22 protein-coding genes, 1 tRNA gene and 3 pseudogenes are annotated in these 26,926 nt (G+C 69.0%); 9 read left to right on the top strand and 17 right to left on the bottom strand.

Features of this window, described 5'->3' with window-relative positions:
• Positions 1-135: 135 nt before the first annotated feature.
• A pseudogene (locus tag AB0D93_RS06945) lies at positions 136-240 on the top strand (transcriptional regulator); the annotation flags it as partial.
• A 416-nt stretch (positions 241-656) separates the two neighbouring features.
• Here AB0D93_RS06945 and AB0D93_RS06940 read toward each other — a convergent pair.
• From AB0D93_RS06940 to AB0D93_RS06920, 5 genes and pseudogenes are all read right to left on the bottom strand, one after another.
• Positions 657-857, bottom strand: a complete 201-nt coding sequence (locus tag AB0D93_RS06940; RefSeq protein WP_362114184.1) for a dehydrogenase — start codon at positions 855-857, stop codon at positions 657-659.
• Positions 858-1,006: 149 nt separating this feature from the next.
• Positions 1,007-1,618, bottom strand: a complete 612-nt coding sequence (locus AB0D93_RS06935) for a hypothetical protein (RefSeq protein WP_362114181.1) — start codon at positions 1,616-1,618, stop codon at positions 1,007-1,009.
• A gap of 142 nt (positions 1,619-1,760) precedes the next feature.
• Positions 1,761-2,168 carry a hypothetical protein gene (locus tag AB0D93_RS06930; RefSeq protein WP_362114178.1) on the bottom strand — a complete coding sequence of 136 codons (408 nt, stop codon included), beginning with the start codon at positions 2,166-2,168 and terminating at the stop codon, positions 1,761-1,763.
• A 718-nt stretch (positions 2,169-2,886) separates the two neighbouring features.
• Positions 2,887-3,459, bottom strand: coding sequence for a DUF4240 domain-containing protein (locus AB0D93_RS06925; protein ID WP_362114175.1), 573 nt, complete (start codon positions 3,457-3,459; stop codon positions 2,887-2,889).
• Between the two features lie 54 nt (positions 3,460-3,513).
• A pseudogene (locus AB0D93_RS06920) lies at positions 3,514-3,615 on the bottom strand (NUDIX hydrolase); the annotation flags it as partial.
• Between AB0D93_RS06920 and AB0D93_RS06915 the strand changes: the two are divergent.
• Positions 3,612-3,894, top strand: a pseudogene (locus AB0D93_RS06915) (tyrosine-type recombinase/integrase); the annotation flags it as partial. The pseudogenes AB0D93_RS06920 and AB0D93_RS06915 overlap by 4 nt on opposite strands.
• Positions 3,895-3,962: 68 nt before the next feature.
• On the opposite strand, the gene AB0D93_RS06910 reads toward AB0D93_RS06915, so the two are convergent.
• From AB0D93_RS06910 to AB0D93_RS06880, 7 genes are all read right to left on the bottom strand, one after another.
• A tRNA-Arg gene (locus tag AB0D93_RS06910) sits at positions 3,963-4,038 on the bottom strand.
• Positions 4,039-4,275: 237 nt separating this feature from the next.
• Entirely contained in the window at positions 4,276-4,398 is a 123-nt protein-coding gene (locus AB0D93_RS06905) for a hypothetical protein (RefSeq protein WP_362114172.1), read from the bottom strand.
• A gap of 447 nt (positions 4,399-4,845) precedes the next feature.
• Entirely contained in the window at positions 4,846-5,796 is a 951-nt protein-coding gene (locus tag AB0D93_RS06900; protein WP_362114169.1) for a hypothetical protein, read from the bottom strand.
• Positions 5,793-7,643: an alpha/beta hydrolase gene (locus tag AB0D93_RS06895; RefSeq protein WP_362114166.1), complete on the bottom strand. Its 1,851-nt coding sequence runs from the start codon at positions 7,641-7,643 to the stop codon at positions 5,793-5,795. The genes AB0D93_RS06900 and AB0D93_RS06895 overlap by 4 nt, the downstream gene beginning before the upstream one ends.
• 9 nt (positions 7,644-7,652) lie before the next feature.
• Entirely contained in the window at positions 7,653-8,105 is a 453-nt protein-coding gene (locus AB0D93_RS06890) for a hypothetical protein (RefSeq protein ID WP_362114163.1), read from the bottom strand.
• A gap of 145 nt (positions 8,106-8,250) precedes the next feature.
• Positions 8,251-9,618, bottom strand: a complete 1,368-nt coding sequence (gene mycP / locus AB0D93_RS06885) for a type VII secretion-associated serine protease mycosin (RefSeq protein WP_362114160.1) — start codon at positions 9,616-9,618, stop codon at positions 8,251-8,253.
• Positions 9,619-11,336: 1,718 nt separating this feature from the next.
• A complete protein-coding gene (locus tag AB0D93_RS06880; RefSeq protein ID WP_362114157.1) occupies positions 11,337-11,879 on the bottom strand; it encodes a hypothetical protein in 543 nt (180 codons plus the stop codon).
• A gap of 728 nt (positions 11,880-12,607) precedes the next feature.
• Here AB0D93_RS06880 and AB0D93_RS06875 point away from each other — a divergent pair.
• Complete coding sequence (locus AB0D93_RS06875; protein WP_362114154.1) at positions 12,608-12,865, top strand: hypothetical protein; 258 nt, start codon at positions 12,608-12,610, stop codon at positions 12,863-12,865.
• Positions 12,866-13,200: 335 nt separating this feature from the next.
• On the opposite strand, the gene AB0D93_RS06870 is transcribed toward AB0D93_RS06875, so the two are convergent.
• Both AB0D93_RS06870 and AB0D93_RS06865 read right to left on the bottom strand, forming a co-directional pair.
• Positions 13,201-14,811, bottom strand: coding sequence for an IclR family transcriptional regulator C-terminal domain-containing protein (locus AB0D93_RS06870; RefSeq protein ID WP_362114151.1), 1,611 nt, complete (start codon positions 14,809-14,811; stop codon positions 13,201-13,203).
• A 113-nt stretch (positions 14,812-14,924) separates the two neighbouring features.
• Complete coding sequence (locus AB0D93_RS06865) at positions 14,925-16,220, bottom strand: M6 family metalloprotease domain-containing protein (RefSeq protein WP_362114148.1); 1,296 nt, start codon at positions 16,218-16,220, stop codon at positions 14,925-14,927.
• A 278-nt stretch (positions 16,221-16,498) separates the two neighbouring features.
• On the opposite strand from AB0D93_RS06865, the gene AB0D93_RS06860 reads away from it, so the two are divergent.
• A complete protein-coding gene (locus tag AB0D93_RS06860) occupies positions 16,499-17,146 on the top strand; it encodes a helix-turn-helix domain-containing protein (RefSeq protein WP_362114145.1) in 648 nt (215 codons plus the stop codon).
• Between the two features lie 201 nt (positions 17,147-17,347).
• A complete protein-coding gene (locus AB0D93_RS06855) occupies positions 17,348-18,892 on the top strand; it encodes an MFS transporter (protein ID WP_362114142.1) in 1,545 nt (514 codons plus the stop codon).
• Positions 18,893-18,902: 10 nt separating this feature from the next.
• Here the strand turns inward: AB0D93_RS06855 and AB0D93_RS06850 are convergent, their stop codons facing one another.
• Positions 18,903-19,412, bottom strand: a complete 510-nt coding sequence (locus AB0D93_RS06850; protein WP_362114139.1) for a MarR family transcriptional regulator — start codon at positions 19,410-19,412, stop codon at positions 18,903-18,905.
• A 149-nt stretch (positions 19,413-19,561) separates the two neighbouring features.
• Between AB0D93_RS06850 and AB0D93_RS06845 the strand changes: the two genes are divergently transcribed.
• On the top strand, positions 19,562-20,329 hold the full coding sequence (locus tag AB0D93_RS06845; protein WP_362115083.1) for a class III extradiol ring-cleavage dioxygenase: 768 nt from the start codon (positions 19,562-19,564) through the stop codon (positions 20,327-20,329).
• A 46-nt stretch (positions 20,330-20,375) separates the two neighbouring features.
• Here AB0D93_RS06845 and AB0D93_RS06840 read toward each other — a convergent pair whose 3' ends face one another.
• Positions 20,376-20,894 (bottom strand): N-acetyltransferase family protein, encoded by a 519-nt coding sequence (locus AB0D93_RS06840; RefSeq protein ID WP_362114136.1) that lies wholly within the window; start codon positions 20,892-20,894, stop codon positions 20,376-20,378.
• A 192-nt stretch (positions 20,895-21,086) separates the two neighbouring features.
• On the opposite strand from AB0D93_RS06840, the gene AB0D93_RS06835 reads away from it, so the two are divergent.
• Positions 21,087-22,085: a sigma-70 family RNA polymerase sigma factor gene (locus AB0D93_RS06835; RefSeq protein ID WP_362114133.1), complete on the top strand. Its 999-nt coding sequence runs from the start codon at positions 21,087-21,089 to the stop codon at positions 22,083-22,085.
• Positions 22,086-23,133: 1,048 nt separating this feature from the next.
• Positions 23,134-23,982, top strand: a complete 849-nt coding sequence (locus AB0D93_RS06830; protein ID WP_362114130.1) for a TetR family transcriptional regulator — start codon at positions 23,134-23,136, stop codon at positions 23,980-23,982.
• 176 nt (positions 23,983-24,158) lie between these two features.
• On the opposite strand, the gene AB0D93_RS06825 is transcribed toward AB0D93_RS06830, so the two are convergent.
• Complete coding sequence (locus tag AB0D93_RS06825; protein ID WP_362114127.1) at positions 24,159-25,202, bottom strand: YafY family protein; 1,044 nt, start codon at positions 25,200-25,202, stop codon at positions 24,159-24,161.
• Positions 25,203-25,390: 188 nt separating this feature from the next.
• On the opposite strand from AB0D93_RS06825, the gene AB0D93_RS06820 reads away from it, so the two are divergent.
• A complete protein-coding gene (locus AB0D93_RS06820; protein WP_362115080.1) occupies positions 25,391-26,830 on the top strand; it encodes an MFS transporter in 1,440 nt (479 codons plus the stop codon).
• Positions 26,831-26,926: the final 96 nt, after the last annotated feature.

Raw genomic sequence — 26,926 nt, 5'->3', positions numbered from 1 at the left:
TGTCGGCGTCCATCTCGTCTGCCGAGCCGCCGCCAGTTCGGCAAGGATCTCCGGCAATGCCGGGTCGTCGATCGCGACGACGGGGAAGACGGGCGGCTTCGCGCCCCCGCGGGCCGGGCCGGTCGGCGCCGGGGCGCCCTGCGCCGCTTCACGGGCGAGGAGGAAGTACCCGGCTACGACGCGGGCCTGGTCCCCGACTTCGAGTTTCACGCCAGCCTCGTACGTACCGCTCTCGCCGCACGGAGGCGGACCTGGCGATCGCCGAGGCTGCAGCCCGGCTCACACCGCGCGCCCGCGCCTCCAAGGACGACGCTCCGGAAGCCAAGCGCAAGGCCGGAGAGCCGGAGGCGAACGTGCCGGACGGTGTTGATCCGTCCGGAGAAATCTCGGGATCTGGCGCCCCGTCCGCTCACGCACCGCTCACCCAAACGGCCCCGGACGAGACGTCCGAGGCCGAACAAAACCCTTCCCTGGGGGAGAAGCCCCAGGTCAGAGCGGTAATGCGTAGTGCCCCCGGCAGGATTCGAACCTGCGACACCCGCTTTAAAGGAGTTCGTTCTCGCCCCGGACCGGCGGGGGCCCGCCTAAGGCACCGGTGCCGCACACGACCGCTGGTTGCCGCCGCCGTCCGCTGCCGTTGATGTCACTCGTGGATGTCAGAGGCCCAGCTTCGGGAAGGGGCAGGCCTCCAGCGGCTCGTCCGGCCGGTCGGCCCACCCCCACCAGACATGCCGACCGGCACACCGCCACAACGCGCGGCAAGTCCGCCGGCCATCATCCTCCCGCTTGCAGAGCACGAACCCGCCGAACCGCATGGCCTGGCTGCACTCGGGACAGGAGGGGGCTTCGTCGGTCATGCGAGCACCCTATGGGTGACCGCTTCGTCCCGAACGAACCTTGCTGGGCGCTCGACCTCGTGCTGGTGTGTCTCTCACCTGCAGCGACGGTCCGCAGGCGTCCGCGGTTGTTCACCGCTGTGCGTCGGCGTTGTCACGCAGTTAGACACTCACTCCCCGTCGGCCAGCGCTGGCACTTCATGCTCGGGGAACAAGCCGCTGGCTCGCATCGCCTCGGCGGCTCGTGGGTCCATCAGGAAGACGAGTCCCTCATTGCCACCTGCGTAGAGGGTGTGAGCACGCAGCGCGCTACGCCCGGCAGCGGCGAGCAGCTGGTTGACGACAGCCAAGGGACGGACGGTCGACAAAGCCCACGGATCCCCGCCCTCCCAGTCCTCGGGCCTCAAAACCATGCAACGGATCCCGTTGATCGAAACTATGTAGTCGTCGACATCCGGGACGGTCTCGACCTCCAGCACCACGCCGTATCGCACCAGGGCCGGTGCCAGCGCTCGAAGGAACCTCTCGACCCCGCCTTCGGCCAGTTCCTCTCCGTCCGCGAAGAACTCGATCTGCTCGAAGAGAAGGTCGAAATGCAGCGGATGGCAGCCGGTCGCGACCTCGGCCATTGCGGACTCACGCAGCTCCGCCGACAGGTGATCCCACAATCCGTAGCGGTTCAGCGCCTCGGCCATCACGCGATGACGCTCATCACCTCGGCACGGATCATCGCCTGCGTCCCTGGGTCGAAACCGTCTGGCCGCTTCACCGTCAAACTTCATGGGCCGACGGTACCGTGATGATCTGACATTGCCGCTCGTGCCAAGTAGGTAGGCCAACCGGTGCCAGACATGAAGTCACACTTTGATCTGGACCCCAGGTCAGGCACCCGAGCTCCCCAGACGGCCCGGGCGTGGGTGTCGTTCACAAGCCTCCTCCTGTGGATCGCAGATCCTTCAACACCTGCCCCCGATACTCCGGGCAGTAGACCGTTACGCCTACTATCAGCAGCTCGTGTGCGTCCTTCAGCAGCATCCCCCAGTCCTGCCCCATTGGGTGCAGGCCTCCTCCGTCGGGGTCCAACACGTACTCGACGCTGTGCTCTAGATCCAGTTCGTGGCACCACTTCGGTGGAAAAGTAAGGAGCTCCGCATCAGTCGGATGCTTATGGGTGTACGCCAGGCTGGCGGCCGACTTGAGGTAGCGGTCCTTCTTACTACCGGTCGGCGTAGCTATCGGATTCACAGCAGCGTAACGACCTGTGTCTCTGCTTCCACACGCCGTGAGGCTGGCAAGCAAGACGACGGCCAGCAGCATGGTGGTGCGACGCATGGTTCCTCCTCTGTTGGTGCCGAGGGTCATCATGCGTCGGCTCGGTGCACCGTCCCAGTGCTGTAGTCGTGCTGTGACCTGGGTACTTATGGAGCGAACGCGGGCCACAGCCCCCACAAGCCCAACGAGCCTCGCGCTGTGTGCGCGAATGGATCGCCGTCGGCACTGGCTTGCCACCGGCCCAGTCTTCCTATCCCACGACTCACCCCGGCTCCCGTCCCGTACGCCGTCGACCCACACACCGTGGAGCGGGCGTAGTTCATGGCGTCCAGGTGGAGCGCGCCACTGTACGAACGACCTGGACGCCATGGGCCGCGTCTGCTCGGCTCTGCCTGGGTCGATGGCGTACGGGACGGGAGCACTCCACGCACGCCACAACGAACCCGCGGTCGGGAACGGCGCCCCCTCCCCCCGGTGCCGGCCGATCCCCCGCCGGGGGCATGTCCTGACCATGCGCCGCGTCGTGCGGTGATCGCCTTATGGCCTTCGGCCCTTCCCAAATGTGGGCGCGCGTCGGCGCAGCGCGGGCGGAGCGGGCCGAAGGCAGGAGCGTCGCCCGCAGCGGAGCCGGGAAGCGCGCCCGGCGGAGCGGAGCGCAGCCGGGGCTTGATGAGGTAGGGAAAGTCTTATCCCGCTGAGATGAGCCGCGCTTGTCTTGTCTCGGTTGATGCTTGACGTTGTGGCTTCACCTGATGCTTGACACCGAACCCGGAGGACTCTATGCAAGCCTGTCCGGCTCAGAGCCGAGATAGAGCGCAGCCAGCCGAGGTAGGCGTCGGCGCATCTGCTGGGCATCGTCGAAGTCGAACGACTCGCCCATGTCACCGCTGCCGTCCGCGCTCGTGGTGTGAGCAGCCGTGTATGTCTCCCATGCCTCCCAGAAGGCATCCGTGTCACCCGTCAGCCGCTCGTACGCCTTGGACGATACGAAGTTGAAGTCCTCATCGAAGATGACGTCCTGGTCGCCGATGGCTGCCGCAGCACGCACGGCAGGATGCCCGGCAAGCGCGTCCGGAAGGGCAGCTATCTGCTCGTACCACTCGCGTCCGAGTGCTACCAAACCTGCGGTGAAGTCGCTGAACCGGTCATCAGAGCAGCCCCCGCCGATGAGGTAGGCGGCCGCCCAAACGTCCCAGCGGTAAACCGCGTCGCGCAGACGGGAGAAGTGGTACTCGAAGGCGAGGATCTCTCCTGCGGGCAGGGCCGACAGGTGGTTGGCGATAGCAATGCTGGGTGGCCTGTCCCCGTCCTTCGCTGCGTCGAGCACACGCCAGAATGCTTCCGTGTCCATGGCGTGCAGTCTGTCAAGGTGCCGTGACAGCCTCCTGCGCAAGAGACGATCAGTTCAGGCGCTGAGGAGGTTTCGGCCGTCGTGGCTCCGCACGTGCGGGCCGTTGCCGTCCAAGGCATCCAAGAGCCTGACCGCGTAGACCTGGGCCATACGCTGCCCGTGCGAAAGCGAGGGAGCGGTGGCAGGAGTCCGACTACGTCTTCACCACCCGCACCGGCCGCCCGGTCGAGCCCCGGAACGTCTACCGCTCCTTCACCCGCATCGCCCAGTCCGCCGGCCTCCGCGTCATCCGGGCACGACGCCCGGCACGGCACCGCGACCCTCCTCACTGCGGCCGGAGTCGCGCCCCGCGTCGTGATGGAGATCCTTGGCCACTCCCAGGAGGCCATGAGCCACATGGATCGGCTGTTGCGGAAGCGTCCCGGTCGTCAGTGACCGCCCCCGTTGATGTCGAAGCTGGATGTCAAAGGCCCCGGACCATGATCGGTCCGGGGCCTCTTCCCTGGTGCCCCCGGCAGGATTCGAACCTGCGACACCCGCTTTAGGAGAGCGGTGCTCTATCCCCTGAGCTACGAAGGCGGGGATGTGTGGGCAAAGGTGTTGGAAATCCGCCCACATCGGACGGATCCCGACCCCTGAGGGCCCCAGACATCCACAGAGCGCCCCACCAGAGTGGTGCACCGCGCACAGTCTAGCGGTTGCGGCAGCGCACCGAGGCGTCATGCCCTGCTGTTGTGTGGCCCCGCCCCCTGTGTGCCGAGCCTCCTGTGCCGGCCGGCGGAGCGTGTCGTGCGGTGACGTGCACCGACCTCGTGGCTACCGTGTCCGGCGGGTGATGCCGAGGGCCACGGAGTTCTTGGCCCAGGCGTACCCGATGTAGATGAGCAGAGCGCTGTCGGCTCCGTACGCGGGGATCCGTCGGGAGGCGGTGTGCCTCATCCAGGGTGGAGAATCCGGATTCGCTGTCCTGGCGGAACCCGATGAGGCGTTCTCCGGCTTCGGTGCCTGGCGGAATAATTCGGAGGTGCTCGGTCCTGTTGAACCTCATGCGCTTCGTCCTTGGATCCAGCGATCTATCTTCCTGAGTTTCGTGAACTGGAATTCTTTCCACGTGAGGACCGTTTCGAAAGTGCACCTCAAGGACGTGATAGAAATGACTTTCTCCTCCATTTCTGTATTCTATCTCCCGAACAGGGATCGGCGTGTATAGAGTTTTCCCTTCCACGGTGCCAGACGCTCGCAAGCGCGTCCTTCGGCCGCGTAGACGTCATGGGTGCATCCGATGGCCGCATAGCGATATTTCTTCAGGGGTTGGGGTCTGAGTCCGTCGTACTGACGCGTGAACATCAGGAACCCCGCAAGGGCCGCTTCTCGCCCGTTGGCGATTCAGATGCTGCCGGACTTCTCGGGTGCCACCGGCGTCGTCACTGCAACGCGCACAGCGCCAGTGGCTGATGGGGCGACCTGGGCCACGCTTTCATCGTTGACGTTACGTGCAACGAGCGCGGGAACGCCGGCCTCTGTCAGGACATCACGCACGGTCCAGCTAGCACTCTCGAAGTAGGTTCGCACACGCGCCAGCGCCTGAGCGGTCTCCTCCTCCGAGAGCGGTTGGGTCGACCAGGAATGGTGGACATAGGTGCCCTCGGCGTCCTGGTAGACGCTGATTCCGTCCCCCTCCTGCGCTGGGGCATGTCGTACATAGAGTGCATCGTAGATCCGGCTGGAGTGGGCGAGAGCCAGATGTTCGGCGTTCTCGTCGACCCGCGTGCGGTGGAAGGCAGTCGAGTCGGCCGAGGATCCCTGACTGGGGGCGAAGCAGGGTGAAGTCACGGAGATGGCTGCGAGTCCCTCGCCTTTGCCACGATTCACGACACCGGTGAGAGCTGTCATCCAGAAGTCATCGGGTTCGGTACGCATGCTGACGGAGGGGAACGGATCGGACCAGTTGCCATCCTGTGACTGGAACTTGTAGCCCAGCTTCACCCAGGCGTCCCGAGCCTGCCGTACCAGCGTCTTGGCGTCACTGCCTGGAACCCCGGTCAACTGATAGGTGAGTCGGTACTGCACACGGTCGTCCGGGCCGCCGTCGTCCCGGGCCATGCATGCACCCAAAGGGCGAAGTCCAGTACGCTTAAGGGTCGGCTTGGGTGACATACCCTCCACCGCCTGATGAACGATCTCCTCTGCGCGCGCGCTTGCTTGCTGTTCATCCATGGTGGCCTGCTTGGATTTCGTTGCGCCATTCCCGTTGCCGCTCTGCTGGCTTCCGCAAGCCGTGATGGCGACTGCCGCACACAACAACGCAATGACTGACACGATTCGGTTCGGTTTCACGCGGTTCCTCCGGTTGCGATCTTTGCCATATTTTTCAGTGAATCCCCTTCCCAGTACTGAGAATGGGCAGGCATGAGATTCCAATCCCAACCCGGAAGATGTCCATTGCCAACCTTGAAGGTGCGTCCACCAAATTCATCAGATGTCGGGTCAGCCCCGTACATGGCCGAGTGGTCGTCAAAGAGGTGCCGGTATGCGTTTGGGTTCAGTGGCGCCAGCGGACCTGCCTCCGGTGGGGCCATGTTGACCAGGTCGTTCTGAGCAGTCGCCGACCAGACGTGATCCACGGGAATGTGCAGTTCCTTGGCGTGATTGACCCCAGTACCCGGACTTCCGACCAGGATCGCGTTGTCCACCGGCAGATCCGGGTGGTCACGCATCGTCTCGCCGGCCACGAGAGAGCCGTAGCTGTGCCCCAGGAGGGTGGAATTCGCGTGCCCCCCATGATGGGTTGTATCAAGGCCAGCCAGAAAGTTGCTGAGCGGCGCGCGTGCATTGTCGGCCCAGTGGGTGTCGTAAGTCGCATCGGGCACGAGACTCTGCGGGGCATCATAACCAAGCCACATTATCGAAGCCGTCGAATGCGTGGGATCCGTGATGCTTGCTTGGTCTTGAAGCACCTCAGCTCTTGAAATGAGACCATCGACGCCGTTCAGGTTCGAGCCAGTCCCCGGCACGTATGTCACCACATTATCGGCCGTGTCCGGATTTCCGATGGACACGACAGCATGCCCGAGATTCTTGTTGTCGAATCCGAGCAGATAAGGTCGAGTGCTCTCGTCTCCGACGAAGTCGTCGTAACGGTTCTGGATCGCATCCATGCCGTCGATCCGCCCCTGCAACTCCTTCCGCTTGGCTTCCCATTTCTGCCATGCTGCTTCGCTTTCAGGGGTCCTTACCGGGACGTCCACCTCTCCACCCGTGTTGGGGTTGAGCTGGTGCATGGTCTGAAAGCGGGCGGGCTCCTTCGCCATCCAGGCGTCCAGGTCGACCTGAGCGGAGCCGCGAGCCTCGGCAAGCACGGTACGGTTCGCCTCATCACGCACAGTGGTGGGAAGGCCGTCCATCCACCCGACCGAGTCAGGGTGGACAGCCACGTAGTCAGCCCGCTGCTGGTCGGTAAGGCTCTTCCACCACTGCGCGTTCTCCTTGGGAGTTCCGTGCTTGGGGGGCTCCTTGATCGAATGCAGGTAGTCCTCGGCTCCCTCGAGAACACCGGCGGTGTCCTTCTTGACGTCCACCCAGTCCTGGTCGGAGACGGTCAGGTCATCGTCGGCCTTCAGCGCCCGCAGCTTCGGCGCCCACTTCTCGTCGGCCGCCGTAGCCTCCTTGAGGGCGTCGGCGATGCGGTCGGCGTACTCCTGGGCGTACCGAGCGTTCGGATTGGGGTTGAATCTGGCTGCCTGTCGGCCGATCGCATCTGCGGCAGGGTCCCCGATCAGGGCGGTCACGGTACCGCCTTCCGGGATTTTGCCGTCGGTCTTCTCGCCGGCCGAAGGGTAACTGACCGAGCCGTCGGAGTTCACAGTGAAGTTCTTGGCGCGCGCGTCCTCGACGGCGGCGTCCAGCTTCCTCTTGGCCGCCTCCATGTCGTAGGCGAACCCGTCGAGCGCCGTACTGATCAGGCCGCATTCGGCCTGCGTGTAATGGAAGTTCTTCGCCAACTCCTGTAACTGGCCCTCAGCCGCGGTCGCCGCCTCACCCTCGTTGGCCGATTTCATGGCGCCGATGATCTGCATGTCGATACGGTCCTTGGCCGTGCTGGCCATGTCGCTCACCGCGCGGAACCCGTTCGCCGCATCCGAGTACTCGGACGGCTTCAAAGCCGTCAGCGTCTTGTAGTCCATGAGATCCGATCACCGGCCCCTGGACTGACCGCCGACCGCTGGCGTGTCCTTGTACTCGGTCTTCAGCTTCGCGATCTCGGCACTGATGGCCTCGTCCGTCCTGAGTTGGTCGTTGCCCACCTTCTCCAGCAGGCCGGACAGCTTCTCGCAGCGCCCGCTCACGTTCCCGACGTAGCGCTCCCAGGACGTGTGGACCTCCCGCTGGGCAGCGGCGGTCAGGCACCCAGAATCCTTGCCGAGGCTCTTCTGGCCATCCTCCAGCTTCGCCAGCGCCTTGCTGCTGTTGTCCCGCAGGTCGCCGACGTCGGCACCCGTCTTGGACCAGGCGGCCTTGTCAGACCTGAGTTTGCCGGGTACGCCGCTTCCTCCACCCACCGGGTCAGCCAAGTGGTCGATCTGCATCCGATCGGTGCTCCGCTCCGCTGCGGCGGCCTTGAGCTGTTCCCACTCGTCCCACGCCATGCGCGCTTCTCCCCGTGTCTCGTTGTACGCCGCCGATTTGTGGTGAACGTCCGACCGCAACGCTGTGGTGGTCGAGAAGCACAGTAGTAACGCTGCGTCGAGTGCCCCATCCGTATCGGCCACCAGCCCGTCTGAGTATGCGTACTCAGTCAGCACCCGGCCCTCGATCGGACGGGGGGACGTTGTCCGGTGGGACCGGGGGCGCGTACGACGACGGCGTGAACCCGCGGGCGGCGTAGTGCGCTTGGCCCGAGGCGGGCGCCGTCATTGGGAGCGGCGCTGGGGTTGTCCGACGCTTCCGGACGGCGATGGCAGCCGCGATCGCCACTCCGAGAAGTGTGACAGCACCGACGCCCAGCGTGATCCAGTGGTTGCCGGTGCTCTCGGACGCTGCCACTGCCGCAGGCGAGTTGCCACCCTTTGCCTGAGCATCGGAGCCTTCGGCGCCCGAACCTTCCGGTGAAGCCGACTGAGATGTCGCTGCTTTGAAGTCCGGAAGCGGGTACAAATTCGCAGGGCCGGGGTCGCCGGGGTTCTGCAGGGCGATGCGAGGGCGGACGATGCCGTAGCCGATGGAGGCGTTGCGCTTGGCGCCGTTGGTGGGGGCGCCGATGGTGTTTAGCATGACGCGGAGGACCTGGTTGTTGGTCCAAGTCGGGTGCTTGGACCAGATCAGGGCGGCGCTTGCCGAGGCGAGGGCGGTGGCGTCGCTTGTCCCATGGGTTTCGCACAGCCCCGTCTTGCTCCCGCAGGCGTGAACCATGTCCTCGCCCGGTGCTGCCATGTCCACCTGGGGCCCGGTCTCGGACTCGGCGGTCCTGTGGAGATCCTTGCCCACGGCCGCGACACCGACGACGCCCGGCGTGGCGGCCGGGTACATGACCTCGTTGGCCCCGCGTCCGTCATTCCCGACCCCGGCGAAGATCAACGATCCCTTTTCGAAGGCGTATGTGACCGCCGCAGTCAGCTGCGGTGAGCCCTCCGGCGCGGCCTGGGAGATGTTGATGACCTTGGCGTGCTCATCGGCGGCGTATCGGATCGCTTGTGCGACAGCCTCGTTGAAGCGTTTGTCTCCCTCGGCCTGGTTGGCTGCTGAATTTCCCTTGGGCAGGCGGATGGGGAGGATTTTGACGCCAGGGGCGAGTCCGAAGGCGCCGTTTCCGCCGCCGTATGCGCCGGTTCCCGCGATCAGGCCGGCCATGCCGGTGCCGTGACCTTCGTAATCGGTGTGCTCGTCTCCTGGCTGTTCCGGGGCGAGGTCCTTGCCCTTGAGTACCTGGCCCTTCAGGTCGGGATTCGTGGGATCAACGCCGGTGTCGATCACGGCGACCGTTACGCCCTTGCCGGTGCTGGTCTGCCACATCTGCTCGGCCTTCATGGCGTCGAGGAACCACTGTTCCCTGCGCGTCGACTCCGCTTGCGACGGTGCTGCGGCGGCGCCCACAAACAGCAATCCCAGGGCCGCCGATACGGCAGCCTGACGGTGCCGGTGACGCACTTCGCTGGTGAGCATGTATATCCCTCTACCTGTTACTGACCTGTCAGTCGACCACGGACGGCACGTCGCGACGGTCCTTCTGCCGTTGTGCTTCGTCCTCGCTTCCGGTGCCGTTGTTGCGTTTGCTCCGTCTTGGGTCTTCTCGTCGGGCGCCTGCCGCCTGACGAGCTTGCGGCGTGCCGCCGCTACTCGCACCGGCGGCTCGCGTAGCGGCGGCAGGCGTTCCGCCTGAGATTCCGCCTCGCTCCACAGCGCCACTTGCCGGGGAAGCCGTACGAGCACCCGAACGCCCCGGCTGCAGCGTGTTGGCGCCGACCACACCCCTGTTCGGCACGGGGACACGGCCGCCTGAGCCTGTTGCTTGGCGCCCTGCAACCTGCCCCGAAGATCGAGCGCCTGCGGCAGGCCCCACCTGACCACTAGCGGTCGGTCCCTCGGCGCCCACGACCGTCCCCCTGGGGATGGCACCCGGCGAGTTGCCCGCAGGGGAGGGAAGCGGTCGGCCGCCGATGACGCCGCGGCTACCGCTCGGCACACGGCCTGGAGCGGACGTCACTGCTCCCTGCTCAGGCAGAGCCGGGGTCCGGCCTCCGAGTCCGGGCACGGTCGGAGTCCGGCCTCCGAGCTCAGGCGGGGCCGGAGTCCGGCCTCCGATTGGGTGCCGCGGGCCGGTTGGCTCCGAGAACGCGCCGGGGCTCAACCGGCCCGATGGCATTTTTGGGCTCAACGGGCCCGAGGGCAGGCTCGGACTGCTAGCGAACGGCGATGGAGGCGTCCCCGTCGCCGGCGTGGCCGGTGGGGCGACAGCATTTGCATGGCTTGCGCTCGGAAGACCGCCCGTGATGTTCGGCGTGTGCTGCACTTGCGGCAGCGAGGTGACGGAGTCAATCCCCATCCGAGTGGGGTGCTCCACCTCCACCGGCACGGCGTGCTCCACCGGCACGACGTGCGCAGGTGGTGCCCCAACGGGGGACTTTCGCTCGCCGCCGGGGGCGGGAACACCAGCAGGACTCTCCCGGCCTTGCGTCACGTGTACGGCGGCGGTGCCATCAAGGGATGAGGCGGCTCCCGGAGCGGAATCGCCGGGGCGAGCCTTGGCTCCACCACCGTCAATCGACTGAGTTCCTCCCGGCACAATCGCCTTCGGCGGTGGCGGAAACTTCGGCCGCTCCAGCCTGTTCATCTGCGTGGCCGACCACTCGTAGGTCTGCCCCAGCTTCCGCATCTGCGCCGCCGCCTCCAGGCGGACCTTCTCCTTGTGCGCTGCCAGCTCGCTCTTGGACTTGGTGTTGACCGCCGCTGCGTCCGGGTCGTTGTGTGCTGCCTTCGCCGCGTCCAGGTTCGCCTGCGCGCCCTTGGTGTCGCGCGGAATGGATGTCTGCGCCTCCGCGATCGCTGCGGAAGCCTCCCTCAGCCACTTCCCAGCGCCTTCACTGAAGTCACCTAACCGCAAGGTGGAGTTGGCGAGGTCGGCAGACCAGGTGCGGAACGCGTGCGCGCCCTCGCCCTTCCATTCCACCCACTGCGGGCGGACCTTGAGCTCCTCGGCGATCTTGCGGATCTCCGCGGCGGCCGCGGTGAGTCGGTCCGCGGCGGCCTGGACCGTGCCGGCGTCGGCCTGGTCGAGCCACTCCAGCATCTGCTCGTGGCTCATGTCCTCGAAGGACGTACCGCTCCCGGATCCTTTGCGAGGCATCAGAACTCCCCCGTTCCCGTCCGTTCCCCCAGCTCCATCAGATCGAACCGCCCGCGTCGCCACCCGTCGGCGCCGGCGTCGACGGCTGCCCCGCCTGCGTCCCGTTCCCGCCGCGGTGACCCTTGCTCGGCCTCTCGGGGTCGTAACCGTCGCCGTAGTACTTCGTCGTCTCCGCGCTGATCGCCGCCATGCGGTCGCGGACGTCCAGGTCGACGTTCTGGTAGCCCTTGTGCGAGGCCATGACAGCGATGTTCATGCCCTCCATGGAGTCTGACAGCAGCTTCGACAGCGTCTCCAGCTCGCTGATCACCGTCTCGTACGTGCTGAACAGCCCGGCCGCCTCCGCCCACGCACCGGCCCCGCCCCCGAACTGATGGCGTGCGAGCTGCTCCTGCCCAATCTTGCCCGGACCCGCCTGCGAGCCCTTCAGGTCGTGGATCAGGGCGTCGACGCGCTTCTGGAAGGTGGTGAAGGACGACAGTTCCGTGGTCACGTCGGAGACGGCTTCGCGTGCCACGTCGAACAGGCCGGACACCCACGACGACGTGCCCGACGTCGACCCGACATCGCTCGGAAGCACAACACCCTCCCCGTATCGTCAGAACAACCGACCGTTCACATCCGCACCAGCAACTTTAGCTACCAGCAGTGACAGATCGAAGTCGGGCTGTAGCAGCGAGCGACCGAGAAAAGACCATCCATGCGGGGCCGCTCCGCCGGCAACCACGAGTTCCAGGGACTCGTCAGGCATGCCACCACCCAACACCCCGGCGTGATGAAGCGCATGAGCACTTGTACTCAGATGCGGGAGCGCGGCAGTTCTGAATGGCCGATACCCGACACTGGGTGGCGCAGAGGTGACCTTGACCAGCTCCGTTACGGCTGGTCCGCTTACTACCGATGTGGCGTCGAGATCAGCGCGATCCGGGGGTGTGTACGTGATCTGGGTGCACCTGTATGTGCCGTGCCGACCAACTCGCGGCTCACTCCGCACCGCGACACGAAGGGTGCCCGGGTCAGGAGCCCCACGGGATCGGGATACACCGCCGAGACGCTGTTCGCACAACGAGACAGCGGAGCTGCCGGCATGAGGATGCGGCGCGGCGCTCGCCGTCGTCGCCGGTGGCGGCGCCATCACCACGATGCTCGTGGGTCTGGTGACGAACGCGGTGTCGGCGCAGTCTCACTGGCCGTCCTGGTGGGGGTGGCTGCAAAAGCATCCCTGGCTGTCGTTCGTCCTCCTGGGGGTGATCGCGGCCGCGCTGGCGGCGGTCCTCTCGCCGGCCCTCGCATCAGGACCCTGAGCCAGTGGTCCGAACGGACGATGGATCGGGCCCGCCCGGCGCCGCCCTGGTGCTGCGGTCGCTGCCTCGCGACACCTCGGCGTTCACCAACCGGTCGGCCGAGCTGGAGTCGCTGGTCCTGTCGGTCCGTGCCGCGCAGGAGGCCGGCGAAGGTCTGCCGGTCCATGTGATCGACGGGATGCCGGGCGTCGGGAAGACCGCCTTCGCCGTGCACGTGGGGCACTCCTCTCGGAGCGGTTCCCGGACGGACAGCTTTTCGTGAACCTCAACGGGCACACTCCCGGACGCAGCCCCGTGCAGGCCACCGAGGCTCTAGCCTCGCTGCTCGCCGCCGCCGGTGTGCCGACGCAACAGATCCCCGTCGGTGACGACGTCGGAGCAGTCACAGATGCCCGGGCGGCCATGTGGCGCAGCCAGCTCGCGGGGAAGAAGGCGCTGCTCATTCTCGACAACGCGGGCAGCTACCGGCAGCTGGAACCGTTGCTCCCCGGCGGGGACGAATGCCTGGGGGGAGGGGGCGGGCGTCCGACTAGTCCGTCTCCCGACCGGTTCACCCGCCGCGCGGAGCCCGCTGCGCGGAGCCCGGCGTGTCGTGCCTCAGTGCGCTGCCACTGGGCTGAACCGGGAAGCCAGGTGGAGGTCCGACTCGATGCGGTCGGCGGTCGTGCGGAGGGCGGGGAGGACGTCGTGGACGCAGTCCTCCAGGGTGCGACGGGCCGCGTGTGTGGCCACGTTCAGCGCGGCGACCGCCCGGCCGGCGCGGTCCCGTACCGGTACGGCGACGGACCGCAGGCCCGACTCCAGCTCCTCGTCGGCCAGGGCGTATCCCCGGGCGCGGACCTCGGCCAGGGCCGGGGGGAGGGGGGAGGCGGTGTCCGCGAGGAGGACGCGGCCGAGGGAGGTCGCGGCGGCGGGCAGGCGCGCGCCGACCGTGATGTGGACCGTGAGGACCCGGCTCGCGCCCGCGCCGGCCGTGTACTGGATCTCCGTGCCGTCGGAGGTCAGCACGGCCAGTGCCGTCGGCTCGTGCAACCGGTCCGCGAGCGCCCGGAGATGAGGTTCGGCCAGGCGGGGGAGTGTGGTGCGGGACAGCGGCGGATAGCCGAGGTCCAGGACCCGGGGGGTGAGGGCGAAGGTGCGGTCGGGGCGGGCGTGCACCAGGCCGAGGTGTTCGTGGGTGAGCAGCGCGCGGCGCGCCGTGGCCCGGGCCAGCCCGGTCGCCCGTGCCACCTCGCTCAGGGACAGCGCGGCGCGGCCCTCACCGAAGGCGGTCGGCACGGTCAGGCCGCGTGCCAGGGACTCCACGAAGTCCCGGCCCAGCCGGTGCTTGGACGCCGTCGTCCAGGACGCCAGGCCCGCGGGGGCGGGGCCCGGCGTGGGCGGTGGTGCCGTGCGCAGGTCGGTCTCCATCGCCGCCACCGCCGTACGAAGGCGGGGCAGGAGGCTGGTGCGCAGGTCGGTCGCGGAGCGCCGGCTGGTGTGGCTGACCACGCTCGCCACGCAGGCCAGGCGGCCGGAGTCCGGGTGCCGTACGGGTACGGAGACCGCGACCAGGCCCGGTTCGATCAGCTGGTCGTCCACCGCCCAGCCGTCCCGGCGCGCCCGCTCCACCCGGTGGGCGAAGGCGGAGTCGTCGGTGGGGGCCTGGCGGGGCGGTACGGCGGGGAAGGCCGCGTCCGTCGGGTCCGCCGCGCGGCGGGCGCGCCAGCGGTTCCAGTCCGGCTTGGTCCACTCGGTCGCGAACAGCGGCCCCGGCGCGGTGCGTTCGGCCGGGAGCAGGTCGCCGATGCGGAAGCTCACGGACATCGCGCGGCGGCGGGTCGCCTGGTGGATGAAGCGGATGCCGTCGAGGTCGGCGACCGCGAGCGACACGGATTCATCGAGCTCGTCGGCGAGGGCGTCGGCGCGGGCGCCGAGCAGCGCGGGCAGGCGGAGGGCGGCCAGGTAGGCGTTGCCCAGCTCCATCACGCCGGGGGCCAGGACGACGTCCCGGCCGTCGAGGCGGACGTAGTCCATGCGGGAGAGGGTCGCGGTGATGCGGTCGACCGTGGAGCGGGCGAGGCCGGTGGCCCGTTCCAGCGCGCTCGGGCTCAGTGTGCCGCCCGCCTCGGTGAGCCGCCGCAGCACGCCGACCCCGCGCAGCAACGGCCCGACCGCTTCCCCCGCTTCGGCGCGGGCGTCGGCATCCAGGGCGGTGTTCGCGGGCATCGGCTCTCCGGTACGGCGTACGGGCACGCCTACGGTAATCCCCGCACGGCGCTCCCCAGGCCCCGTGAGCCGGCCGCGACCGCCCGGGTCCACGCCCAGCTGCGGGCGGACCCCTACCGTCGCGTCACCCGCACCCGGTAGTTCCCGTCGTCGTCCGTGCCGACCACCTCGACGGTGATGCCGTGGCCCGGGTCCTTGAAGGTCTCGCCGGGGGAGTAGGGGGCGTCGGAGAGTTCCGCCTGGACGTTGGGGCTGCGGGTGCAGCCGCCGCTGCCCCGGTGGCTGTCGTACACCGTGACCGGGCCGCGTCCGGTGTCGATGGTGCCGTCCACCTTGTAGATCAGCACGCCGGGCTTGCACACCGCCTCGTCGTTGCCGCCCTGCACGCGGACCTCCAGCGCGTACGAGCTCTGTGCGCTGACGGGTACGAGGACCAGCTTTCCGCCGCCCGGCTTGTACAGCGGTGTCAGCTCGTACTCGACGCTGCTTTGGGTCGCCGCGCAGCCCACCTGGGTGCCGTCCAGCCAGCCCAGCTTCCACTTGTGCCAGCCGAGCAGGTCGTTGTTGGCCCCCCAGTCCTCGCTCATGATGTCCCAGTGCCCGACGGTGCCCCCGCCCTCCTGCGTGTACAGGTCGGGCAGGCCGAAGGTGTGCCCGTTCTCGTGCGGCAGCACCCGGTAGCCGGTGCGGGAGTAGGAGCCGGAGCCGTCGTCCTGGCGGGAGTAGATGAAGGACGCGTTGGCGACGGGGACGCCGTCGGCGACGGGGGCGTCGGTGTTGCCGGCGAAGGTCACGGACAGGACGGTGTCCAGGGCGGAGGGGCCGGCGTTCGGGGTGACCAGGACGTTGAGGATGTCGTACGAGCGGAAGTCCACCTTCGGGTCGGCCGTGGCCACGATGTCCTGCACCAGCTGCCGGTAGCCGGGGTCGAAGGGCGCGCCGCGCTGTATGCCGTACTCCTTGAAGGACTTGGGCATCCGCAGCCAGGTGGTGACCGGTGTCTCCGGCTGGTAGTCGAGGCGTCCGTAGGACGCGGTGCGGAACCACTCCTGGGTCTGCGGGAAGAAGTCGTGGAAGCGGTCCATGGCGCTGCCCTGGCCGGGTGCGTCGGAGAAGTCGACCATCAGGGTCAGGGCGCGGAGCGTGCCGGTGGAGTGGGCGTAGCCGTGCGGGGTAGGCAGGCCCTCGGTCATCTGTACGTCGACGGCGCCGTGCACGGTACAGGGGGCGGAGCGGGCCAGGCCGACGGGCCCGGCGGCGGTGGGCGCCGTCAGGTGCCCGGTCCCGGCCGAGGTGCTGACGGCGAGGGTCAGCGCGGCCACCACGGTGAGAGCGGACGCCCGGCGCATGCGTATGCGGCGGCGGGGGCGGGCGGCGCGTATGCGGGGACGGGGCGCCTTCGGCTGCATGCATGGGCCTTTCGCTCCACGGCAGCCGCTGGTCACCGGCTGCACCCTTGCGATCACCCTGTGTCTCGGGAGGGTGGTACGCGCGCTGGGCGAGACCGATCGTGGGAATGCGGGGACGCACGAGGGTGAATCCCGGCGGAATGTGAGTGTGGCTCAGGTCACAGGGATTCTTTTCGCGGGCGGGAAATATCCGGGGAGCGTTTCCCCGTTTAGCCCTGTGTCCGAGCGAAACGGGGACCGCCTCCCCGGATCGCCCACTCACTTCCGAGGAGTCCACCGTGCCGACCGCGACCACCCCCGTACCGCGCAAGGTGCCCCGGCCGCGCGCCGACGCCGTGCGCAACCGGGAGCGGATCGTGACCGCGGCCCGGGAGATGTTCGTCGAGCACGGCCCGGACGTGCCGCTCGACGAGATCGCCCGCCGGGCCGGCGTCGGCAACGCCACGGTGTACCGCAACTTCCCCGACCGTGAGGCCCTCGTCCGCGAGGTCGTCTGCTCCGTCATGGACCGTACGGCCGAGGCGGCCGAGGTGGCCCTCGCCGAGACCGGGGACGCCTTCGCCGCACTGGAGCGTTTCGTGCACGCCGCCGCCGACGAGCGGATCAGCGCGCTGTGCCCGATGATCTCCGGCAGCTTCAACCAGAACCACCGCGACCTGGAAGCCTCCCGCGAGCGCGTCGAACAGCTCGTGGAGGAGGTCATGGGCCGGGCCAGGGCGGCCGGGCAGCTGCGGGCGGACGTCGGCGTCGGCGATGTGATCATCGCCGTGGCCCAGCTGAGCCGGCCCCCGGCCGGCACGGACTGCCTGCACGGCGACCGTTTCGTCCACCGCCACCTTCAGCTGTTCCTCGACGGCCTGCGGGCGCCCGCCCGCTCCGCCCTGCCGGGCACGGCCGTGAGCATCAAGGAGCTGCGCGAGTGCTGACCGATTAGTTCGGCTCCCGACCCCAGTCCACCCATGGGCCGGGACGACCGGCGGCCCGGCCGTCACCGTCGACGAGCCACAACTTGACGTTCCGTTTTTTCACCCTACTCCCTCTTTTTTTCGCCCTACTCCCTCTTTTCTCGATCTTTCCCGCCCGTTTTCCGTCACGTTCCGTCACGAAGTCCCGAAGTGGGTACCCCCATGTCCGAAACAGCCCTCAAGGCTCGCGGCGCCGCCGCTCCGGCCGGCGACGCCAACCGCTGGAAAGCGCTCGTCTTCATCGCGCTCGCCCAGCTGATGGTCGTCCTCGACGCCACCATCGTGAACATCGCCCTGCCGCACGCCCAGACCGACCTCGGCATATCCGACGGCAACCGGCAGTGGGTCGTCACGGCCTACGCCCTCGCCTTCGGCGGTCTGCTGCTCTTCGGCGGCCGGATCGCCGACAAGTGGGGCCGCAAGCGCGCCTTCGTCACCGGCCTGGCCGGCTTCGCCCTGGCCTCCGCGCTCGGCGGTGCCGCCACCAGCGGCCCGATGATGTTCGGCGCCCGCGCCCTCCAGGGCGTCTTCGGCGCCCTGCTCGCCCCGGCCGCGCTGTCGCTGCTCGCGGTGATGTTCACCGACGCCAAGGAGCGCGCCAAGGCGTTCGGCATCTACGGCGCGATCGCCGGCGGCGGCGGTGCCGTCGGCCTGATCCTCGGCGGTTTCCTCACCCAGTACCTGAACTGGCGCTGGACCTTCTTCGTCAACATCCCGTTCGCCATCGTCGCCGCGGCCGGCGCCTACTTCGTCATCCGTGAGCCCGAGGGCGGCCGCAACCGCGCCCCGCTCGACATCCCCGGCGTGATCCTGTCCTCCCTCGGCCTGATCGCCCTGGTCTACGGCTTCACCCGGGCCGAGTCCGACGGCTGGGGCGACGCCCTGACCGTGTCGATGTTCGTCGCCTCCGCGGTGCTGCTGCTCGCCTTCGCGGTCGTCGAGTCCCGGGTCAAGGCGCCGCTGCTGCCGCTGCGCGTGGTGACCGACCGCAACCGCGGTGGCATCTACCTCTCGCTCGGCCTCGCGATCATCGGCATGTTCGGCCTGTTCCTCTTCCTGACGTACTACCTGCAGGTCGTGAAGGGCTACTCGCCGGTCAAGACGGGCTTCGCGTTCCTGCCGATGGTGGCCGGCATGATCACCGGCTCCACCCAGATCGGCACCCGGCTGATGACCCGGATCCCGGCCCGCTTCCTGATGGGCCCCGGCTTCCTGGTCGCCGCGCTCGGCATGCTGATCCTGACCCAGCTGAAGATCGACTCCTCGTACGGCACCCAGCTGCTGCCCGCGATGGTGCTGCTCGGCCTCGGCATGGGTACGGCGTTCATGCCGGCGATGTCCCTGGCCACCCAGGGTGTCGAGCCCCGGGACGCCGGTGTCGCCTCCGCGATGGTCAACACCTCGCAGCAGGTGGGCGGCGCGATCGGCACCGCCCTGCTGAACACCATCGCCGCCTCGGCGACCACCTCGTACGTCAAGGACCACATCGCCGGCGCCACCGCCCGGCCCCAGCAGCAGCTGGTGCAGCTCCAGGGCATGGTGCACGGCTACAGCACCGCGATCTGGTTCGCCGTCGGCATCCTGGCCGTGGCCGCCCTGATCGCCTTCACCTTCGTCAACGCCGGCCGTCCGGGCGGCACCGAGGTGATCGTCGGCGAGAGCGCGGGCGTGGAGGACGAGGTGCCGGTGCCGGTGGTGGCCCACTGACCGTGAGCCGTTAGCGGAGCCAGGGCAGGTCCGCACCCGCTTCGTCGGGCTGGAGGCCCTCGGCGACGATCTCCATGATCTCGCCGAGGGTCTTCTGCTGTTCCGGGCTGAGCCGGTCGAACATCGCCTGCCGTACGGCGGCCACGTGGCCGGGCGCGCTGCGCCGGAGGACCTCGGCGCCCTCGTCGGTGAGCACGGCGAACTGGCCGCGCTTGTCGGAGGGGCAGTCCTCGCGCCGTACCCAGCCGTTCTTCTCCAGCCGCGCGATCGCGTGCGACAGCCGGGAGCGGGTGATCTTGGCCCGCATCGCCAGCTCGGTCATCCGCAGCCGGCGGCGCGGGGACTCGGCGAGGCCGACGAGGAGGCCGTAGTAGATGTGCGGCATGCCCGCGTCGCGCTGCAGCTGCCGGTCGAGATGGTCCTCCAGCAGCGTGGTGGCGTGCAGATAGGCGCGCCAGACGCGCTGTTCCTCGTCGGTGAGCCAGCGGGGCTGGGCGGCGGGGTCGGGAGCCGGGTTCATGTGTCCCACTGTACGAGGCAGCTCCTTGAAACTTGAACAAGTGCGGCGTAGGGTTCGGGGTAGAACTTGAGAGTTAAAGCATCCGGATCCATGGAGCCGCCGCCGTGTCCACCGCCGCCCAGGAGAAGCCCGCCGCCGGGCCGGAGCGCATGCCGGCCCTGTACCTCAGCCACGGCGCCCCGCCGCTCGCCGACGACCCCGTCTGGCCCGGCCAGCTCGCCGCCTGGTCCGCCGGCCTGCCCCGGCCCAAGGCGATCCTCATGGTCTCCGCCCACTGGGAGGAGGCCCCGCTCGCCCTGGGCGCGGTGCGGACGGTCCCGCTCGTCTACGACTTCTGGGGCTTCCCCGAGCACTACTACCGGGTGCGGTACGACGCCCCCGGCGCCCCCGAGCTGGCCGAATCCGTGCGCAAGCTGCTGCGCACCCCAGGCACCCCCGTCCAGGACATCCCCGACCGCGGCCTCGACCACGGCGCCTACGTCCCGCTCGTCGAGATGTACCCCGCCGCGGACATCCCCGTCCTGCAGATCTCCATGCCCACCCTCGACCCGGTCCGCCTGATGGACATCGGCCGCAAGCTCGCGCCGCTGCGCGACGAGGGCATGCTGATCGTCGGCTCCGGCTTCTTCACCCACAACCTGGCCGCGCTGCGCCACGTCGGCAGCGGTGTGCCCGGCTGGTCCTCCGAGTTCGACGACTGGGGCCGGCGCGCCTTGGAGGCCCGCGACTGGGACGCCCTGCTCGACTTCCTGGACAAGGCCCCGGCCGGCCGCTACGCCCACCCGCGCACCGAGCACTTCGCCCCGCTCTTCGTCACCATGGGCGCGGCGGAGGCGGGCGGCGAGCTGGACGCGCAGAAGTCCGTGATCGACGGGTTCTGGATGGGAATGGCGAAGCGGTCGGTGCAGTTCGGCTGAGGCGGGGTCCGGGCCCGGTGGTCCGGGACCGCCGGAGCCCGGTGGGTCACAGCTCCTTCTCGTACCAGGCCACGTCCCAGTAGCGGCCGAACTTGCGGCCGACCTCGCGGTACGTGCCGACGTACCGGAAACCGAAGCGGGCGTGCAGCCGCTCGGAGGCCTCGTTGGGCTGGGCGATCCCGGCGTAGGCGCGGTGCACGTCCTCGTCGGCCAGCGCCTTGAAGAGGGCCTCGTAGAGGAGCGTGCCGATGCCGCGCCGGCCCGAGTCCGGGGCGAGGTACACCGAAACCTCCACGGACGTGACGTACGCGGGCTTCGGCCGGTAAGGGCTGGATGTGGCGTATCCCAGAATCTCCTGTGACTCCGCGTCCGTGGCAACCATCAGCCGGTGCGGGCCGTCTTCCGGGTGGGAGAGCAGCCAAGGGCGGCGCTCTTCCGGAGCGAAGATCGCGGTATCGAACGTGATGGCCGTCTCGCGTACGTAGTGGTTGTAGATCGCGGTGAGGGCGTTGAGGTCCCCCTCGACTCCCGGCCTGACCTGCACCTCTGTACGTTCCGTCGGCATCTCGCCTCCCATGTGGCGGAACAGGGTACTGCATGATCAGAAAAATAGGGGGGCGGGTTGGGAATTCTGTCCGGATTCCAGTCGTTGTCTCCCACGGATGCAGGGCACTCGGAGAGAGTCCCAGAGTCACTCCCCTCGGTGCCGAGCGTTCATCAGGACCACCCGCCAGCCCACCATCGCAAGGGAGCACGCATGGCAACCCGTGCCGTCGCCCGTCGTCAGTCCGCCACCGGCGAGACGGCCGACTCGGCAAGCAGTGTTCGCGCTCATGGCGGCGAGATCGCGGACCGCGACCTGGTCGGCATGTACCTCGACGAGATCGCGCGTACGCCGCTGCTCGACGCCGCAAAGGAGGTCGAGCTGTCCCAGACCATCGAGGCGGGTGTCTTCGCACAGCAGATTCTCGACGGTGAGGAGGAGTCGCCGTCGGACGCCTCACGCGAGGAGCTCGAAGCCCTGGTGGCCGCCGGTGAGCGGGCGAAGGACATCTTCATCCGTTCCAACCTCCGCCTCGTCGTCGCGGTGGCCCGGCGCTACCCGCGCAGCGGCCTGCCCCTGCTCGACCTGATCCAGGAGGGCAACGCCGGTCTGGTGCGCGCGGTTGAGAAGTTCGACTACCGCAAGGGCTTCAAGTTCTCGACGTACGCCACCTGGTGGATCCGTCAGGCCATCACCCGGTCCATCGCCGACCAGTCCCGCACCATCCGGCTCCCCGTCCACCTGGTGGAGGAGCTGGGCCGTATCCGCCGCGTGCAGCGCGAGTTCAACCGTGAGAACGGCCGCGACCCGGAGCCCGCGGAGATCGCCGCGGAGCTGGGCGCGACACCGGAGCGCGTCATCGACGTCCTGGACTGGGCCCGTGACCCGGTCTCGCTGAACATGTCCGTGGACGACGAGGGCGAGACCCAGTTCGGCGACCTGCTGGAGGACACCTCGGCGGTGAGCCCGGAGCAGTCGGTCCTCACCCTGCTGCGTAGCGAGGAACTGGACGACCTGATCGGCCGCCTGGACCAGCGCACGGCCTCCATCATCAAGATGCGCTACGGCATCGAGGACGGCCGCGAGCGCACCCTGACCGAGGTCGGCAAGGAGCACGGACTGACCCGCGAGCGCATCCGCCAGATCGAGAAGCACGCGCTGCTCGAACTGAAGAAGCTGGCCCGCCAGACCGGCTTCGACGCGGCGGCGTAACGGGGTTCGACGGGGGCGCCGGTGCCGGGTGCGGATCCTGTGAGGGACTCCGTGGGGTACGCGGGCGGCACGCGCCGCCCGCCCACCCACCACGGGCGCGGTGCGCCGCCGGATACGAACGTGGTGCCCAGCGGAGCCCGCTGACTCGGGCGTGCGGTCGTCACCGTCGGCCTGGAGCGCCTGCGCGTACGGCCTGCGGGGGTCTGTGGTGCTTGTGGGGTACGGCCCGCGGGGTATGTGGTGCTTGTGGGTACGGCCCGCGGGGGTATGTGGTGCTTGTGGGTACGGCCGCGGCGGTCTGTGGTGCTTGTGGAGTACGGCCCACGGGGGCTTGTGGAGTACGGCCCGCAGGGGCCTGTGGTGCTCGTGGGGTACCGCCTCCCGGGGCTTGTGGTGCCCGTGGGTGTATGCGTGCGGGGGCGTGTGTGATGCCTGTGGGCGTACGGTGCCTGGGGGAGCGCACGCCGGTGGCGGAAGACGGCGCAAACATGGCGTGGTCCCATCGCTTCAACTCCCAGGTCCGCGGGAAAAACTCCTGCGGGCCCCACATCAGCCAGGCCCGGGAACCGCACTCCCCCTGCACCACACGGATCGGCCGACCCCACACGCCCATTCGGCACGACCCACGCCACACAGCCAGGTCCCGACGCACATCCCCCCCGGCGCCGGGACCTTCCCGAGCCGGGTCTCGGCACCTATCCCCCCCAGGTGCCGGGGCCCGGCTTCATCTGTGTCCGCTGGGTCTGCGTGCCGCAGAGCCCCGGTTCGTCAACTGGATGGCGCCAACCCGGGGTTGAGAGCCTCATCGGTCAACTGTCCGGGGGCCGGATACAGGTTGCTATCAGGCCACGGCCGCAGGAGCCCGCAGCGTGCTCGCCGCCCAGTCGAGCCGGGGGCGAAGGCTCCGGTGCCGGCCGGCCGTTGACGAGGGCCGGCGGACGGCGGTGCCGGGACGGTGGCGCACCTGGAACGGCGGCCCACCCCGTACCTGAACCCCGGGGTGGACCGCCGGATGGCAGATTCTGCCACATGGACATAACCTGCCGGGATGAGCACCACCCCGCGTAGCACCTCCAGCACCGCCCACCAGCAGCTTTCCGCGTCCGCGCCGGTCTCGCTGACCGAGCGCCGGAAGGCCGAAACCCGGACGGAGATCGCCCGCGCCGCGGCCGCCCTGTTCGTCCGCCAGGGACTGAGGGCGACCCGCGCCGAGGACATCGCGCAGGCCGCGGGCATCGCACCGCGTACGTTCTACCGCTACTTCGCCACCAAGGAGGAAGCGGTCGCCCCCCTCTACGCGACGGGCGCCCAGCGTTGGGCGGAAGCCGTCCGCTCGGCCCCGGCCCACCTCACGGTCCCGGAGGCCCTGGAACACGCCGTCCAGCACACCCTCACTCCCGGCGTCGCCGTCTCGGCGGCGTCCTGGGAATGGGTCCGCACCCTGATCCGCCTGGCCGACACCAGCCCCGCCCTGCGCAAGGTCTGGGCCGAGGTGTGCCAGGAGTCGGACCAGACCCTGGCCGAGATCCTGGCGTCCCGGGTGACGCCGAAGGGGGGCGGGGAAGGCGGAGTTGCCAACAGTGGCGCCGAGGAGGCCGCGGCGGGCGGAGGTCATGAGGAGGGTGGAGGGTACGAGGGGCACGGCGACAACGTTGCCTCCCGGCCTGCGACCCCCGCACCGGTCACCCCGGACCTCCAGCCCGCTGCCCCGGGCCGCCGTCCGGTCACCCCGGACCTCCGCTTCGCCGCGGCCGTCGCCGGCGCCGCCGTCCGCGTGGCCGTGGAGTCCTGGGCAGCCACCTCCTCCCCACCCACGGGCCCGGAGGGCCCCGCTGCCCTGGCCCTGCGCCACCTCGCGTCCTTGCGTGGATTCGAGTGGGGCGCCACCCGGAGCTAGGGCGCCGGCCAGGGGGCCCTCACCGGGCCGCGGTGGCACGGCGGCACGCGGCGCGGGGCGCGGTGCCGGGACAGTACGGCGTGCGGGCGTGCGGGCGTGCGGGCGTGCGGGAGTGAGGGAGTGCGACGAGGCGACCGAGGCCAGGCCCGCCACAGACCGGCACGCCTCTCGAGCGGTCAGACGGGCCCGTCACCGCAGCGCCCCAGTCTCATCCCAGTCTCAGTCCCAGTCCCACTCCCACTCCCACCCTCCTCCCCATCCGCTCCCGCCCGACTCAGTCGGCGCCCCAACTCCCGCACACACGCGACCAGTTCACTGGGCTCCCGCACCGCGAACTCGTACCCCGTCATCGCCAGCCGCATCGCCAGCCACTCCACCGGATCCCCGGAGGTGCCGCGCAGCAGGCAACCGCCCTCGCCGTCGTCCTCCGGTACCCCGACCCACGCCGGCACCTTCACGGACACCTGCTCCGCCGGCGCGGCGAACCGCACCGCGAACTCGTACGTCTCCTGCCGCCGGTGGATGGACTGCCGCAGGTACTCGGCGGCGTTCCCCGTCGGCAACTCCCGCGGGGCGAACCGGGCCCCGGTGGCGAACGGCTGTCTCACCCGGTCCACCCGGAAGGTCCGCCAGTCGGCGCGATCGAGGTCGTAGGCGACGAGGTACCACCGCCGGCCGGTCGACACCAGCCGGTGCGGCTCGGTCAGCCGCCGCGACTCTCCGCCTTCCTTGTCGCGGTAGGAGAACCGCAGCCGCTCGTGCCCCGCCACCGTCGACGCCATCACGGTCAGTGTCTCCGGCGCGATACTCGCCCCGTCCCCGCTGGTCAGCGCCGTGGTCGCCGCCTGCAGCGTGGATACCCTGTGGCGCAGCCGGGCCGGCAGCACCTGCTCCAGCTTGGCCAGGGCCCGTACCGACGCCTCGTCGACGCCCTCCACCGCATGCCCGGCGCCGGCCCGCAGCCCCACCGCGATCGCCACGGCCTCCTCGTCGTCCAGGACCAGCGGCGGCATCGCCTTCCCCGCGACCAGCCGGTACCCGCCGTCAGCGCCCTTCGTGGCCTGCACCGGATAGCCCAGCTCCCGCAGCCGGTCGATGTCCCGCCACACCGTACGACGCGACACTCCGAGGCGCTCGGCGAGTTCCCCGCCGGGCCACTCGCGCGGGGTCTGGAGGAGCGAGAGCAGCTGCAGGAGCCGTGCCGGTGTGTCCGTCGTCATGCGTACGAGAATGCCGCAGAACTAGGACATGATCTGACCTACTGGGGTCCTACCTTCATTTCATGACCTACGGCGACGACAACACTCCCCCGTCACAGACGACTCGCACCCGGCCTCCCGCGGCCGCTGCCACGGCGCGCGCCGAACCGTCCCCGGACCGCGCTCGCTGGTTCGCGCTGGCGATCGTCATGACCGCCGCGTTCATGGACCTGGTCGACGTCACGATCGTCAACATCGCCATTCCGTCCATCCAGCGCAGCGCCGACGCCTCGGTCAGCCAGATCCAGTGGATCACCGCCGGCTATGCCCTGGCCTTCGCCGCCGGTCTGATCACCGGTGGTCGTCTCGGCGACATCCACGGCCGCAAGCGGCTGTTCCTGACCGGTGTCGGTGGCTTCACCCTCGCCTCCGCCCTGTGCGGTTTCGCCGCGAACCCGGAGATGCTGGTCGCCTCCCGTTTCCTGCAGGGCGGTATGGCGGCGATGATGGTGCCGCAGGTGCTGTCGATCGTGCACGCCACCTTCCCCGCCCACGAACGGGGCAAGGTGTTCGGTCTGTTCGGCGCGGTCGTCGGCCTGGGCGCGGTCTCCGGACCGCTGCTCGGCGCGCTGCTGACCGAGTGGAACCTGTTCGGCCTCGAATGGCGGCCCATCTTCCTCATCAACCTCCCCGTCGGCGTCCTGGCCTGGATCCTGGGCCGCCGCTTCATCACCGAATCGAAGGCCCCCAAGGCACTGAAGCTGGACCTCGTCGGTGTCGCCCTGGTCTCGCTGGGCCTGCTGATGCTGCTCTACCCGCTCACGCGCGGCCGCGAGCTGGGCTGGCCCCTGTGGGGGTACCTCTGCATGGCCGGCGCGCTCGTCGTCTTCGTGGCGCTGGTGTCGTACGAAAAACGGAAGGCGGCCCGGGACGGTTCCCCGCTCATCGAGCTGTCCCTCTTCCGGGTGAAGAGCTTCGCCGCGGGCATCGCCGTACAGACCGTCTTCGGTGTCGCGCTCGGCATCTTCTTCCTGGTCTGGACGCTGTACATGCAGATCGGGCTGGGCTGGAGTCCGCTGCGGGCCGGGCTGACCGGCGTGCCGTTCTCCCTCGCGGTGTCCACGGCGGCCGGGATGTCGGTGCAGCAGCTGGTCCCCCGGTTCGGGCGGAAGGTGCTCCAGGCTGGCGCGCTGATCATGGCGGCGGGCGTACTGCTCTATCTGTGGGAGGCGCACCGGTACGGCCTCGCCATCGCGTCCTGGCAGATGGCCCTGCCGCTGGTCGTGATGGGCGCCGGGATGGGACTGATCGTCGCCCCGCTGACCGACGCGGTGCTGTCCGAGGTGCCGCGCGAGCACGCCGGCTCCGCGTCCGGGCTGATCAACACGGTGCAGCAGATGGGCAACGCGCTGGGTCTGGGGCTCGTGTCGGTGGTGTTCTTCGGTGAGGTCGGCGACCGGTTGTCCCGGGCCGAGGTCGGCCCGGCCTTCGTGCACGCCTTCCAGCACGCGCTGTGGTGGGTCGCCGGGATCATGGGCGCGATCTTCGTCCTGATGTCCGCCCTCCCGAAGCGGCCGGCCCAGCATGGGGAGGGCGCGGCGGAAGAGGAGCAGCCGACGGCACAGAGGGAACCCGAACTGGTCCCCTGACCAGGCGCGACGAGGCCCGGCACCGATCAGGTGCCGGGCCTCGTCGCGTTGTCCGGGTGCGTTCCGAAGACCGCCGGGCGGGACGCGGAAGTCCGT

The organism is Streptomyces sp. NPDC048191 (genome assembly GCF_040652655.1).
Lineage (GTDB): Bacteria > Actinomycetota > Actinomycetes > Streptomycetales > Streptomycetaceae > Streptomyces.
Note: the sequence above shows the minus strand (reverse complement) of the source record. Positions and strands in the feature narration are given on the sequence as shown.

Coding starts and splice junctions, on each gene's coding strand:
- AB0D93_RS06840 (WP_362114136.1), bottom strand. CDS start 20,894: ATGCCGACGGAACGTACAGAGGTGCAGGTCAGGCCGGGAGTCGAGGGG.
- AB0D93_RS06940 (WP_362114184.1), bottom strand. CDS start 857: ATGACCGACGAAGCCCCCTCCTGTCCCGAGTGCAGCCAGGCCATGCGG.
- AB0D93_RS06865 (WP_362114148.1), bottom strand. CDS start 16,220: ATGCAGCCGAAGGCGCCCCGTCCCCGCATACGCGCCGCCCGCCCCCGC.
- AB0D93_RS06820 (WP_362115080.1), top strand. CDS start 25,391: ATGACCGCCGCGTTCATGGACCTGGTCGACGTCACGATCGTCAACATC.
- AB0D93_RS06935 (WP_362114181.1), bottom strand. CDS start 1,618: ATGAAGTTTGACGGTGAAGCGGCCAGACGGTTTCGACCCAGGGACGCA.
- AB0D93_RS06825 (WP_362114127.1), bottom strand. CDS start 25,202: ATGACGACGGACACACCGGCACGGCTCCTGCAGCTGCTCTCGCTCCTC.
- mycP (WP_362114160.1), bottom strand. CDS start 9,618: ATGCTCACCAGCGAAGTGCGTCACCGGCACCGTCAGGCTGCCGTATCG.
- AB0D93_RS06835 (WP_362114133.1), top strand. CDS start 21,087: ATGGCAACCCGTGCCGTCGCCCGTCGTCAGTCCGCCACCGGCGAGACG.
- AB0D93_RS06845 (WP_362115083.1), top strand. CDS start 19,562: ATGCCGGCCCTGTACCTCAGCCACGGCGCCCCGCCGCTCGCCGACGAC.
- AB0D93_RS06890 (WP_362114163.1), bottom strand. CDS start 8,105: ATGGCGTGGGACGAGTGGGAACAGCTCAAGGCCGCCGCAGCGGAGCGG.
- AB0D93_RS06870 (WP_362114151.1), bottom strand. CDS start 14,811: ATGCCCGCGAACACCGCCCTGGATGCCGACGCCCGCGCCGAAGCGGGG.
- AB0D93_RS06830 (WP_362114130.1), top strand. CDS start 23,134: ATGAGCACCACCCCGCGTAGCACCTCCAGCACCGCCCACCAGCAGCTT.
- AB0D93_RS06905 (WP_362114172.1), bottom strand. CDS start 4,398: ATGAGGCACACCGCCTCCCGACGGATCCCCGCGTACGGAGCCGACAGC.
- AB0D93_RS06925 (WP_362114175.1), bottom strand. CDS start 3,459: ATGGACACGGAAGCATTCTGGCGTGTGCTCGACGCAGCGAAGGACGGG.
- AB0D93_RS06930 (WP_362114178.1), bottom strand. CDS start 2,168: ATGCGTCGCACCACCATGCTGCTGGCCGTCGTCTTGCTTGCCAGCCTC.
- AB0D93_RS06895 (WP_362114166.1), bottom strand. CDS start 7,643: ATGGACTACAAGACGCTGACGGCTTTGAAGCCGTCCGAGTACTCGGAT.
- AB0D93_RS06855 (WP_362114142.1), top strand. CDS start 17,348: ATGTCCGAAACAGCCCTCAAGGCTCGCGGCGCCGCCGCTCCGGCCGGC.
- AB0D93_RS06850 (WP_362114139.1), bottom strand. CDS start 19,412: ATGAACCCGGCTCCCGACCCCGCCGCCCAGCCCCGCTGGCTCACCGAC.